This window comes from Pseudarthrobacter sp. Y6 (assembly GCF_050156205.1).
Taxonomy (GTDB): Bacteria; Actinomycetota; Actinomycetes; order Actinomycetales; family Micrococcaceae; genus Arthrobacter.
Window position 1 is genome coordinate 2464611 of the sequence record NZ_CP189574.1, and the last position, 12541, is coordinate 2477151.

Annotated in this window: 11 protein-coding genes and 2 pseudogenes; 6 read left to right on the forward strand and 7 right to left on the reverse strand. The window is 64.9% G+C overall.

The window, feature by feature from the left end; all coding sequences use genetic code 11:
• The first annotated feature begins 12 nt into the window (after nt 1-12).
• From ACQCSW_RS11825 to ACQCSW_RS11850, 6 genes and pseudogenes are all read left to right on the forward strand, one after another.
• Nucleotides 13-1527, forward strand: a complete 1515-nt coding sequence (locus ACQCSW_RS11825; RefSeq protein ID WP_426986110.1) for a fumarylacetoacetate hydrolase family protein — start codon at nt 13-15, stop codon at nt 1525-1527.
• Nucleotides 1520-2245, forward strand: coding sequence for a GntR family transcriptional regulator (locus ACQCSW_RS11830; protein WP_426986112.1), 726 nt, complete (start codon nt 1520-1522; stop codon nt 2243-2245). The genes ACQCSW_RS11825 and ACQCSW_RS11830 overlap by 8 nt, the downstream gene beginning before the upstream one ends.
• A gap of 62 nt (nt 2246-2307) precedes the next feature.
• Nucleotides 2308-3716, forward strand: a pseudogene (locus ACQCSW_RS11835) (aldehyde dehydrogenase); the annotation flags it as partial.
• Between the two features lie 141 nt (nt 3717-3857).
• Nucleotides 3858-4943 carry a 3,4-dihydroxyphenylacetate 2,3-dioxygenase gene (hpaD, locus tag ACQCSW_RS11840; RefSeq protein ID WP_426986114.1) on the forward strand — a complete coding sequence of 362 codons (1086 nt, stop codon included), beginning with the start codon at nt 3858-3860 and terminating at the stop codon, nt 4941-4943.
• A 2-nt stretch (nt 4944-4945) separates the two neighbouring features.
• Nucleotides 4946-5731: a 2-oxo-hept-4-ene-1,7-dioate hydratase gene (hpaH, locus tag ACQCSW_RS11845; protein ID WP_426986116.1), complete on the forward strand. Its 786-nt coding sequence runs from the start codon at nt 4946-4948 to the stop codon at nt 5729-5731.
• The gene (locus ACQCSW_RS11850; protein ID WP_426986118.1) at nt 5716-6537 is read left to right on the forward strand and encodes an HpcH/HpaI aldolase family protein; all 822 of its coding nucleotides are present in this window, start codon (nt 5716-5718) and stop codon (nt 6535-6537) included. Before hpaH ends, ACQCSW_RS11850 begins: the two co-directional genes overlap by 16 nt.
• Nucleotides 6538-6560: 23 nt before the next feature.
• On the opposite strand, the pseudogene ACQCSW_RS11855 reads toward ACQCSW_RS11850, so the two are convergent.
• The 7 genes and pseudogenes from ACQCSW_RS11855 to ACQCSW_RS11885 form a co-directional block, all read right to left on the reverse strand.
• Nucleotides 6561-6752 (reverse strand): annotated as a pseudogene (locus ACQCSW_RS11855) (dihydrofolate reductase family protein); the annotation flags it as partial.
• The gene (locus ACQCSW_RS11860; RefSeq protein WP_426986120.1) at nt 6713-6913 is read right to left on the reverse strand and encodes a hypothetical protein; all 201 of its coding nucleotides are present in this window, start codon (nt 6911-6913) and stop codon (nt 6713-6715) included. The pseudogene ACQCSW_RS11855 and the gene ACQCSW_RS11860, both read right to left, overlap by 40 nt.
• 262 nt (nt 6914-7175) lie before the next feature.
• Nucleotides 7176-7760, reverse strand: coding sequence for an adenylate kinase (locus tag ACQCSW_RS11865; RefSeq protein ID WP_426986122.1), 585 nt, complete (start codon nt 7758-7760; stop codon nt 7176-7178).
• A 217-nt stretch (nt 7761-7977) separates the two neighbouring features.
• Nucleotides 7978-8202 (reverse strand): hypothetical protein, encoded by a 225-nt coding sequence (locus tag ACQCSW_RS11870; protein ID WP_426986124.1) that lies wholly within the window; start codon nt 8200-8202, stop codon nt 7978-7980.
• A gap of 1150 nt (nt 8203-9352) precedes the next feature.
• Complete coding sequence (locus tag ACQCSW_RS11875; protein WP_426986126.1) at nt 9353-9589, reverse strand: hypothetical protein; 237 nt, start codon at nt 9587-9589, stop codon at nt 9353-9355.
• 1081 nt (nt 9590-10670) lie between these two features.
• Nucleotides 10671-11450 (reverse strand): type 1 glutamine amidotransferase domain-containing protein, encoded by a 780-nt coding sequence (locus tag ACQCSW_RS11880; protein ID WP_426986128.1) that lies wholly within the window; start codon nt 11448-11450, stop codon nt 10671-10673.
• Between the two features lie 175 nt (nt 11451-11625).
• On the reverse strand, nt 11626-12453 hold the full coding sequence (locus ACQCSW_RS11885; protein ID WP_426986130.1) for a class I SAM-dependent methyltransferase: 828 nt from the start codon (nt 12451-12453) through the stop codon (nt 11626-11628).
• Nucleotides 12454-12541: the final 88 nt, after the last annotated feature.

Genomic DNA, 12541 nt, shown 5'->3' on the forward strand with positions numbered 1-12541 from the left:
GAGGAGTAGTTCTTGGAACAGGTCACCGACCACATTCTGGCCGCGGCCCGCAAGGTCATCGCGGTGCACATCAATTACCCCAGCCGGGCAGCCCAGCGGGGCCGCACGCCGGAACAGCCCTCCTACTTCCTGAAACCGCCGTCCTCGCTGACGCTCGGCTCGGCAGGCGCCCCTTCAGTTGTGGAGCGTCCGGACGGCTGCGAGCTGCTGGGGTACGAGGGTGAGATCGCCCTGATCATCGGCAAGCCTGCCCGACGCGTCGGGCTGGAGGACGCCTGGAGCCACGTCGAGTGGGTCACCGCCACCAACGACCTTGGCGTCTACGATCTCCGACACGCGGACAAGGGCTCCAACCTGCGGTCCAAGGGTGGCGACGGCTTCACCCCGATCGGCCCCGTACTGATCCCGGCAGCCGCGGTGGACCCCGCCGGACTGCGTATCCGTACCTGGCATAACGGCGAGCTCGTCCAGGACGACACCACCGAGGAACTGCTCTTCCCGTTCGCCCGCCTCGTCGCCGACCTCTCCCAACTCGTCACCCTCGAAGCGGGCGACATCATCCTGACCGGCACCCCGGCCGGCGCCTCCGTGGCCAAGCCGGGCGACGTCGTCGAGGTTGAAGTCAGCGCTGAAAGTACGACGGCGGGCGGCGCCTCGTCCGGCATCTCCAGCGGGCGGCTGGTCACGCGGGTGGAGGAAGGTTCGACGCCGTTCGCGCACTTTGGTGCGCGGCCCAAGACCGATGACCTGCAGCGGGAAGAGGCGTACGGTTCCCGCGAAGCCGCCGGGCTTGGCGCAGTGGCGGGCCCCGCCGTCGGGCATGTGCTGACCGCCGCTCTGAAGGCGAAGCTGGAAAGTGTCTGCACCGCCACGCTCTCCTCCCAGCTGCGGAAACGCGGCCTGAACAACGTCAGCATCGACGGCCTCACCTCCACCCGTCCGGAGAAACGGATCGTAGGCCTGGCCCGGACCCTGCGGTATGTGCCCAACCGCGAGGACCTCTTCAAAACCCACGGCGGCGGTTTTAACGCCCAGAAGAGGGCCATCGATTCCGTGAACGAGGGCGAAATCCTCGTCATGGAAGCCCGCGGCGAGAAGGGTACCGGCACAATCGGCGACATCCTGGCCCTCCGCGCGCAGGTCAGGGGTGCTGCGGCCATCATCACCGACGGCGGCGTCCGGGACTTCTCCGCGGTGGGCGCGATGGACATGCCTACCTACTATTCCAACCCGCACCCCGCCGTCTTGGGGCGGCGGCACATCCCGTGGGACACGGACGTCACCATCGCCTGCGGCGGCACCACAGTGCAGCCCGGGGACATCATCGTGGCGGACTCTGACGGCATCCTGGTGATCCCGCCGGCGCTCGCCGAAGAGCTCGCGGACGACTCCATCATCCAGGAACGCGAGGAAACGTTTATCGCCGAAATGGTGGCACAGGGCCACAGCGTGGACGGCCTCTACCCGCTGAACGCCCAGTGGCGCACCAAGTACGAGGCATGGGAAGCAGGCACAGCAAATGACTGAAACGGCAACCGCCGCAGGCACTCAGCCAGGAACTAAGGCACCGGCCAGCAAGTCCGAACAGGCCTACGCGGCCGTCAAAGCCCGGATCGTGGACGGGACCTACTCCCCCGGCTACCGGCTGGTCCTGGCCGCCATCGCCAAGGATCTGGGCGTCAGCGTAGTGCCGGTCCGTGAGGCGATCCGGCGCCTCGAGGCCGAAGGCCTGGTGAAGTTCGAGCGGAACGTCGGCGCTACGGTCTCTGGGATCGACCCCACGGAGTACCTCTACACAATGCAGACCCTCAGCATCGTCGAAGGCGCCGCGACAGCCCTCTCGGCACCGCTGATCGGGGCCGCGGACGTGGCCCGCGCCCGGGCCGTGAACGAGGACATGCGGGAATGCCTCCAGCACTTCGACCCCGTCCGCTTCACGAATCTGAACCAGGACTTCCACAGCATCCTCTTTGAGCACTGCCCCAACCCACACATCCTGGACCTGGTCCACCGGGGCTGGAACCGGCTCGCCTCGCTGCGGTCTTCGACGTTCCGCTTCGTTCCCGGGCGTGCCCACGAATCGGTGGACGAGCACGAAGCGCTGCTCCGGCTCATCGAGGCCGGCGCCGGCGCGGAAGAGATTGAAAAGTCCGCCCGCGAGCACCGCTCCGCCACCCTGGACGCCTACCTCGCCCAGGCACCCGCCACTCCCACACGCAACGCGGGGTCACTTAGCGCCCATTAACGCGTCCCGCATGGACCGTAAGTGACCCCGCGTTGCAATATCAGTTAGTTAGGAAGACAACAATGACGTTCACCGCCGAACGGGCCAAGAACCATTACGTGCCGCAGGACCTTCCCACCCACATCCAGCACTACATCAACGGTCAGTTCGTTGACTCCGCGGGCGGCAAGACCTTCGATGTCCTCGATCCTGTCTCCAACCAGAATTACGCCACCGCTGCGGCTGGCCAGACGGAAGACATTGATCTCGCCGTGGCCGCCGCCCGCGAAGCCTTCGTCAACGGTCCGTGGCCCAGGATGAAGCCGCGCGAACGTGCCCGCATCCTGAACAGGATTGCCGACGCTGTCGTGGCCCAGGAGGAGCGCCTCGCCGAACTCGAAACCTTCGACACCGGCCTGCCCATCACCCAGGCCAAGGGCCAAGCGCTCCGCGCCGCCGAGAACTTCCGCTTCTTCGCGGACCTGATCGTGGCCCAGTTCGACGACGCCATGAAGGTCCCCGGCGCCCAGATCAACTACGTGAACCGCAAGCCGATCGGGGTCGCCGGCCTCATCACACCGTGGAACACCCCGTTCATGCTGGAGTCTCGAAGCTGGCCCCGGCACTGGCCACGGGGAACACCGTGGTCCTGAAGCCCGCCGAATTCACCCCGCTCTCCGCCTCGCTGTGGGCGCAGATCTTCAAGGACGCCGGGCTGCCCGACGGTGTCTTCAACCTGGTCAACGGCCTCGGCGAGGAAGCCGGCGACGCCCTGGTCAAGCACCCGGACGTCCCGCTGATCTCGTTCACCGGCGAGACCACCACCGGGCAGACGATCTTCCGCAATGCCGCCACCAATCTCAAGGGCCTGTCCATGGAACTCGGCGGCAAGTCGCCGTGCGTGGTGTTCGCCGACGCCGACCTGGATGCCGCGATCGATTCCGCCCTGTTCGGGGTCTTTTCCCTCAATGGCGAACGCTGCACCGCCGGGTCCCGCATCCTCGTCGAACGCGCCATCTACGACGAATTCTGCGAAAAATACGCCGCCCGCGCTAAGAAGATCGTCGTCGGAGACCCGCACGATCCCAAGACCGAAGTGGGTGCCCTGGTCCACCCCGAGCACTACGCGAAGGTGGCCTCCTACGTGGAGATCGGCAAGTCCGAAGGCCGGCTCCTCGCCGGCGGCGGCCGCCCCGACCACCTCCCCGAAGGCAACTACATCGCACCCACCGTGTTCGCCGACGTCGCGCCCGACGCGCGGATCTTCCAGGAGGAGATCTTCGGTCCAGTCGTCGCCATCACCCCGTTCGAGAACGACGACGAGGCGCTGGCTCTGGCGAACAACACCCGCTACGGGCTCGCGGCCTACATCTGGACCCAGAACCTGACCCGCGCCCACAACTTCTCCCAGAACGTCGAAGCCGGCATGGTCTGGCTGAACAGCCACAACGTCCGCGACCTCCGCACCCCGTTCGGCGGCGTCAAAGCCTCAGGCCTGGGCCACGAAGGCGGCTACCGCTCCATCGATTTCTACACGGACCAGCAAGCCGTGCACATCACCCTCGGCACCGTCCACACCCCCAAATTCGGCGCGTAAGCCCCACCCAACCCTCCTCAAAGAAGAGAGAACCCCATGACTGACTTTGTACGCACCCCCTCCGTCCCGGCTCCGGACATCGTCCGCTGCGCCTACATGGAGATCGTGGTCACCGACCTCGCCAAATCGCGTGAGTTCTACGTGGACGTCCTGGGCCTGCATGTCACCGAGGAAGACGAGAACAACATCTACCTGCGTTCCCTCGAGGAGTTCATCCACCACAACCTGGTGCTCCGCAAGGGACCCATCGCCGCCGTCGCCGCCTTTGCCTACCGGGTGAAGTCTCCCGCCGAAGTGGACGCCGCAGAGGCCTATTACAAGGAACTCGGGTGCCGGGTGGAACGCCGCAAGGACGGCTTCACCAAGGGCATCGGCGATTCCGTCCGCGTCGAGGATCCGCTGGGCTTCCCCTACGAATTCTTCTACGACGTGGAGCACGTGGAACGCCTCACCCAGCGCTACGACCTCTACTCCGCCGGTGAACTGGTCCGCCTGGACCACTTCAACCAGGTCACCCCCGACGTGCCCCGCGGCCGCAAATACCTCGAGGACCTCGGCTTCCGCGTCTCCGAGGACATCCAGGACTCCGACGGCGTCACGTACGCCGTCTGGATGCACCGCAAGCAGACCGTCCACGACACCGCACTGACCGGCGGCAACGGCCCGCGCATGCACCACGTCGCGTTCGCCACGCACGAGAAGCACAACATCATCCAGATCTGCGACAAGATGGGCGCCCTGCGCATCAGCGACCGGATCGAACGCGGCCCCGGCCGGCACGGCGTCTCCAACGCCTTCTACCTCTACATCCTGGACCCCGACGGCCACCGCATCGAGATCTACACTCAGGACTACTACACCGGCGACCCCGACAACCCGGTGGTCACGTGGGACGTGCACGACAACCAGCGCCGCGACTGGTGGGGCAACGCCGTCGTCCCGTCCTGGTACACCGAGGCCTCCCTGGTCCTGGACCTCGACGGCAACCCGCAGCCCGTCATCATCCGGGAGGAAAAGAGCGAAATGGCGGTCACCGTGGGTGCCGACGGCTTCTCCTACACCCGCAAAGACGGGACCCCCGATGGAGACCGCACGGGCTTCAAGCTCGGCGCGCAGCTGTAGCCATGCTGGACGCGAAGACGATTGAGGCCATCGCTGACGAACTCCTGGAGGCCGCCCGGACCCGAACCCCTGTCCCCCGCCTCACGGCACGCTACCCGGAGATGACAGTGGAGGACTCCTATGCCGTGCAGCAGCTGTGGCGGCGGCGCAACGAGGACGCCGGCCGCACGCTGGTGGGCCGCAAGATCGGCCTCACGTCCAAGGCCATGCAGGCCGCCACCGGCATCACCGAGCCGGACTACGGCGCCATCTTCGATGACATGGTGCTCGAAACCGGCTGCACGGTGCAGTGGGACCAGTACACCCATCCGCGGGTGGAGGTGGAGCTGGCGTTCGTGCTGAAGAAAGAGCTGGCCGGCCCCGGCTGCACCATCTTCGACGTCCTGGACGCCACGGACTACGTGGTGCCCGCCCTCGAAATCCTGGACTCCAGGATCGAAATGGAGGGCCGGACCATCGTGGACACCATCGCGGACAACGCCGCGATGGGCGCCATGGTGATCGGCGGCAACCCCGTCAAGCCCGACGCCGTGGACCTCCGCTGGGTCGCGGCAATCCTCTACAAGAACCAGACCGTGGAGGAAACCGGTGTGGCCGCCGGCGTCCTGGATCACCCCGCCAACGGGGTGCACTGGCTCGCCAACAAGATCGCCGCCCACGGCGACGGGATGAAAGCCGGGGACATCATCCTCGCCGGCTCCTTCACCCGCCCACTGTGGGTGTACAAGGGCGACACCGTCCACGCCGACTACGGACCATTGGGGGCCATCACATGCCGCTTCGAGTAGAACCGGAGACGACGTTCCGGGACGCCCTCGCCACGGCTGACCGCCCCCTGGCGGGGATGTGGGTCTGCTCCGGCAGCCCGCTGATCGCCGAGCTCTGCGCCGGATCCGGGCTGGACTGGCTCCTGATCGACGCCGAACACAGCCCCAACGGCCTCGAATCCATCCTGGCCCAGCTCCAGGCGGTCAACGGCTACCCGGTCCAGGTCCTGGTCCGGCCGCCGGTCAACGACACCGTGCTGATCAAGCAATACCTGGACCTGGGCGTGCAGAACCTGCTGATTCCCATGGTGAACTCGTCCGCCGAGGCCCAGTCCGCCGTCGCCGCCACCCGATACCCGCCGCACGGCGTCCGCGGCGTGGGTTCCGCCCTTGCCCGGGCTTCGCGCTGGAACCGTGTCCCGGACTATCTCGCCCGGGCCGGCGAAACCGTCAGTGTCACGGTGCAGATCGAATCGACGGCGGCTGTTGAGGCCGTCGAGGAGATCGTGGCCGTGGAGGGTGTGGACGCCATCTTCCTGGGACCCTCCGACCTGGCCGCCTCCATGGGAGTGCTGGGACAGCAGGAACACGCCCAGGTGCGTGCCGCCGTCGAACACTGCCTTGGCGCCGCAAAGGCAGCCGGGAAACCGGCCGGCGTGAACGCCTTCAACCCAGCCACCGCCCGCAGCTACCTGGCGGCCGGCGCCGCCTTTGTCCTGGTAGGCGCCGACGTTGCCATCCTGGCCCGCGGCTCCGAGGCACTAGCCGCCGATTTCATCACCCGTGGCCCGGCGGCTAAGCCTGCCCAAACCCCCCCCAGCTACTGACGAGGGATTCCCCACTGATTGAGTCAGGTCGGGCCGCTGCCCGGCGGGCCGCTGAGCACGGTGGGGATGTACTCGAGCAGCTGGAGCCGACCGTCGAACGTCCTGCTGCTCACCATCAGCAGCGAGATGTCCGAATAGCCGTCGTAGATCCGTTCCCTCCCGGTGCTGCCCATGATCACCGGGAAGACGACCAACCGGAACCTGGGCGCCGCCCCTCCCCTAGCACCATGCCGTGGGCGGCCAGATCCAGCAAGGCACGGGTCTCATCTTCGACCTCCACCCAGGCAATCAGGCCCCCGGACGATGCCCGTGCCGTCAGCCCATCGGAGGCGAGGGCGTCCAGCAGACAGCTGCGCCGTCGAGCGTAGTCGGTCACACTCTCCATCGAGCGCGGCGCGCGCCGGGTGATGCTTGATACGGCACTGGAGAACGAACGGTGCCAGGTGCTCTACCGGCGGTTCGGGTTCGTCCGCCGGCCGGAGCGCGAAAAGCACCAGCCCACCACGCTGGTGCAACTTGTGGTTTACACCCTGGATCTGCCGTGGTCAGGTCCAGACGACCCCGGAACGTATCAGCCGGAGTCGCCCACGGGAGGACGACGGCGGGAGGAACCGCCGTCGGCCTCCTGCCGTTGCGCCCTACCGTCCGCGTACGGGCACCCCCAGCAGGTCGCCTATGCTGCCCAGGACCCTGTCCGTGACGACCTCGATCCCGCCGATCCCGTCCACCTCGGTCAGGATCCCGCGGCCGGCATATTTGGCCACCACCGCCTCCGTCTGCTGGTGATACAGGTCCAGCCTGTGACGGATGACGCTTTCGTTATCGTCGCTCCGGCCGGTTTCCCTGGCCCGGCCCAGGAGGCGCGAGACGAGTTCCTCGTCGTCCGCTGTCAGCTGCAGGACCACACCGAGTTTCTGTTCGCCGGCAGCGAGGATTCCGTCAAGATAGTCCACCTGCGCCACCGTGCGAGGGTAGCCATCCAGCAGAAATCCCTCTTTGGCATCGTCCTGGCTGAGGCGGTTCCGCACCATCTCATTCGTGACGCTGTCCGGCACGAAGTCTCCGCTATCCATGTACTTCCGGGCCTCGACACCCAGTGGCGTCCCGCCTTTGACGTTGGCGCGGAAGATATCGCCGGTTGAGATCGCCACAACGCCGAGGCGATCCGAAATCCGTTCCGCCTGCGTTCCCTTGCCGGATCCGGGCGGACCAATAATCAGCATTCTCATCATTCAATACCCCTCGCTGCCTATGTGGACGTCTTCGTCCTGGCCCGATGCTACTGATCCGGAGGTTGCGGCCGGGCTGCATCGGCGCCTGACAGCAGAGTACGACGTCCGAGGATCCCCGCCGCCGTACTCTGGCCGCTGTGCTGTTACCGGTGGTGCTGGTGCAGTGAGCGGCAGCACTCAAGCTGCCGTGTCCGAAACGCAGCCCAAACTACCCTGCCACCGGGATTTTCAAGCCCGCCTCCGGACGGCAGTCGGTCTGCACCTGCATCGCCACCGAAATCATGAAGGTCACGACGTCAGGGGTGGGGCGCAGGGCGAAGCGCACCACGTCCACGCTCACGCCGTGATTAACACGGGAAGGCTTTCGGGCCATGGCAGTGGCAGCACACTCTTCGTCGCCTTCGTGGATGTCCTGCCAAGCAACGGCGTACATCTGCCAGCGAAGCAAGAGAGCTCGTCACCACAGATCATTTGAATCCTGCGGGTGCGTGTCGCGATCATGCTGGTACTTCCGTCAGGAATAGCTAGTGAAGCCAATGCCGACGACGGCGCGGCCCGTTTCGCCTTCGTCGCGGCCAAGGGCGCAGGCTGACGCAGTCGCGGTTGCCATGCATCTGGCGTCCGGATCCAGCCAGGCTGACCACCCAGACAATTCCGGAGTCCGGCGTCTTGGCATCAACGCGGCCAAGGTACGACAGCCCTGCCGGAGAGGTGACGTTGACAGTTGCCCCCACGGCAATGACGGACCCGTCCTGGGCATGATGGTCCGGACCGGCGTCGTGGTGACGATCCACACCCGGCCCGGTGTCAGCCTCCCGCTGGAGCGGGCGACGGCCCCGCCTTCGGGAGCCTGACTTGACCGCCGTCATGCGACGCTCTCCAGCGCCCGGGCCGCGAGGGCACTCCTTCGAAGTACCCGCCCTTAAAGAAGAGCAGCGGCTCTGCCCCGTCCCGGGCACCGAGGGCGCGCACCGCACCCACCACGATGGCCGGGCAGCGCGGTCGCACGGACCAACCGGCATGTGTAGGTGACGTTGCTCTGGTTTCCATCCGGCTCAATTTCGTAGCGGTGCACCAGGAGCCAGTCCGCCGGCGTCCTATTCTTCTTCGACGCCACTGCGGACTCAGTGACCCGCTCCAACCTCGTAGGTCGAACCGCTTCCGTGACCACGGAAGAGTCCCGCATCCGGCATATGGCGTCCTCCGCCGTCGAGGTGAACTCCGTCCCAGCCGCGGCCTGCCCTTCCGGGGCATCCATGGACAACAAAGTCGAAGCCTCGGCGCCTCCCCAGCCGTAATGGCCCGGCAGGTTCGAGCTGGGTCATGATTCCACCCTGGTTGGACGCTCCGACGTTCCACCTCCAATTGTCCAGACGACATCGGGACAATTGGGCTGAACGGCGGTGTGACTTTTGGCGTTCTTTGGCGGCATTCTGTGATCCCTAGATGGCGCATCGAGCCGAATGAACGAGAATCTAGAGCCGCACCACGGTTTCGTATCCCATGGGATACGAGGCCCAGAGGTTTCGAGACACGAAGTCGGATTAGTAGAAGGAGTCGCCCGCCCGCATGGGCAGAAGATTTCAGCCGGCAGTCGGCTCCTCGTCGTTGGCGACAGCCTCGATCCAATCCACAGCCGCGTCGGAAAGCTGGGGACCGTCTGCTGATTCGCTAGCCCACCACTCAGAATCGGTCGTGCCTCCCGCAACCGCCATGATGTCGGCGATTACATTCGGCGGCAGCGGCTCGCCGTTGTGCTCAATGAGCCAGTCGCGTGTTTCCGCATCAACCAGAGGCCACCACTCGAGGATGTTCATCATCAACGCAGTATTGCACCGACGAAGTCGTGCGTACAGATTCCTCCGTGGGACGAACTCCGGCGGCGGCACGGGTTAACGAGCGCAGCTTCCCCCGTTAGCGGCGCCCCAGAGGTGTCCCGTTGAGGATCCCTGTACGGGACGCTCTCGCCTCACGACGGCGGGTCAGGTGTTATTGGACCCCGGGCATTGGTTCCGGAGAGGCACTTCTCATACGCTCGGGGGTCCACTCTCGCTGCTCTCCCTCTTTCGGCGTCGTGACCTGCGAATCTGCCGAGTTCCCTTCGGAGTTGGCGGTTGGTTGAAGGGGCATCGGTGCAGGAGTGGCGTTGCACATCTGTTCCTCGGTCAGCTGGACGAATCTTGTGCCGCAGCTGAATGCAGTCGCAGAATCAGCGGAAGGAGCGATTGATTCCGTTGAGCTGGTCGGAAGCCGGACTGTCTCCCGGCACTCGCTTGGGTCGGCTATTTCAGTACCCCCACTAACTTCGGGGGAAGGCTCTGCAGAGGGCAGTGGGGGCTCCTGGCGCCATTCTCCCTGCACGTCATTGCCAACGCTTCCGCAGGCGGTGACGGAGAAAATCAGGACGCATGCAGCAGTGGACCCGCGGATCTCTATCGAACGTCCCATGCCCTGATTGTCCCGATACGCGGGACACAAAAATAGGGGGTCCAGTCTGAACTCTAGTTTCCATCCGATCAATTTTTTTGCTTTGATCTCGGAAAGCTGGAGCTGATGATCGGCTTCTCCGAGTTCCATTTGCGGAACCCTCTACGAGACACTTTCCGGCGTTAGTTGAGGGCGGATTCCATGGGGCTTGAGGACCAATGCTCGGGAAAGTCACGTTAAGCCGGTGGCGGCCAGATGTCAGGGATTCTGGGCCGCAGCTGCTGTTACGCCGGGCCGGCGCCGGCGGTGGGCCGTCGTCCGATGCTTGATTTGCTGAGGTGGCCGTAGATCGTGGAGCGCGCAACCTGAAAGCAGGTCGGCGATGCGTTGGACAGTGTGGTTGCCGGCGCACGTACGCCGACTGGCGGCCACCCCGTTGTCGGGGTGGCCGCCAGTTTCAGTGCGCTGTTGGTGTTAGTGCTCCGCTTCTGCGGCAGCCTTCTTCTTGGCGTTTTTCTCGGCGTCCTTCTCGGCGCGCAGAGCCTCCGTCTCGTGCTGCTCCTCGGCTTTTTCCTGGTGGATGACCTCTGCGAAGAGCTTCTCCATCTCCTTGGCCACGCCGGCGGCTGAAGCCGGGTTCTGGCCGGTCACCAGCCGGTCGTCAACCACGACCTTCACCTCAAAGACATCAGCGGAGACGTGGGTCGCGCCCTGTTCCTCAAGTCGGTCTGCCAAAAAGAACGGGATGACCTTGTCCTTCCCTGCGGCAACCTCCTCGTCGTTGCTGAAGGCGGCCACCTTCCGGCCCTCGACGAGGCGAAGCCCGTTGGCCAGTTCTACGTTCAGCAGGCCGGCCGGTCCGTGGCAGACCGCGCCCACCAAGCCGCCGGCGTTGTAGACGCTGGCCACCAGATGCTGCAAGCCTTCGCTGTCCGGGAAGTCCCACATGGCGCCGTGGCCGCCCACGAGGAAGACTCCGTCGTACTGGTCGGGATCAACGACGTCGACGCGGGCAGTGTTGTAGAGACCGGCGCGCGTGGTCTCGTCCTCCGTGAAGGCAACCTGGATGGGATCTTCTGAGTCCACCCCGTCGCGCGGGGGCTGGCCGCCCTGGATGGACGCAAAGTCGACGAAATGCCCGGAATCCTTGAAGACCTTCCAGGGATGTGCAGCTTCGGCCACGTTGTAGCCGGTCTTCTCACCCGTATCGCCGATCTCGGAAACGCTGGTCAGTACCATGAGGATTTTCTTCATGAAGTGCTCCTATCGTCTAAATCCCACCCTACGCCCAGCCCAAATTCAGGTCCTCCCTCCCCGTCTTAGACGGTGGTCGACGTCTGCGCCTCGAATCGCCCGTACGAGGCCTCCTCGGCCGCAGTCAGATATTTATGTTTAGCCATAAAGGCACAACGAACCGAGGCACCCATCGTTACCACGCGGGATCGGCATAGCGTGACTTTCCCGAGCATTGGTCCTCAAGCCCCTCCATCGCGGTGAAAAGTCGCAACCTACGCCACGACAACTCCGCCCGGCCGTTGCAGGCGGAAGGCGGCCGTGACGTGAGGAAATCCAACAAGGCCTGTGTCAGGTGACGCTGCTTGTTCACCCAGGCGACGGATTTTCGCCAAGACCGTGCGTTGGTCGGATCTCCGCGAGACGAAAGTCCATGAGCTGGCAAGTTGCAGTTGGTCGACCTGCAGTTCGTAGTTGAAGGGGAAAATCCTTCGTTCAAAGGTGCCCCGTCCGCCAAACTCTGCAGGTACGCTTCGGGTTTGGTCAGCGGGGTTCCGCCCGGCTCCATGTTGGCGGCCAGTGCCTTCAACCACTCGCTGGCACGGTCCCAGGTGTGCCCGGCCAGACCCACCATGCCGTTTGGCCTCAGTACACGATCACATTCAGCCATTGCCCGTGCGGGGTCTACCCAGTGCCAGGCCTGGAGACAGGTGATGGCGTCGACACTCCAATTTCCTAAAGGGATGCGTTCCGCGACCCGGTGCGGGAGCCCCTTACGTACCTTTCTAAGGACGGACAGCATGTCGTCAGCTGTATCGACGGCGGTGACGACGTGTCCGAGGGTTGCGATGGTCCGGGTTCCCAGTCCGGCGCCGGCTCCAAGATCCAGAACTGCCAGCCGATGGCCGCACGAGGGTGACCCTAACAGCCACGAAACCACGTCCGCCGACCAGGCAGGGCGAACATCATCATGCAGGGCAGCGTTGTGGCTCGCAACTGTTGGCGCGCTATTGGTCTGATCCATGCCTGCAGCCTAACGAGCACCAGGTTGGACCCTGTCTCTCGACGGGCCTCCGTCAATTGACACCAAGCATGAGAGATCGGGGCGCTAA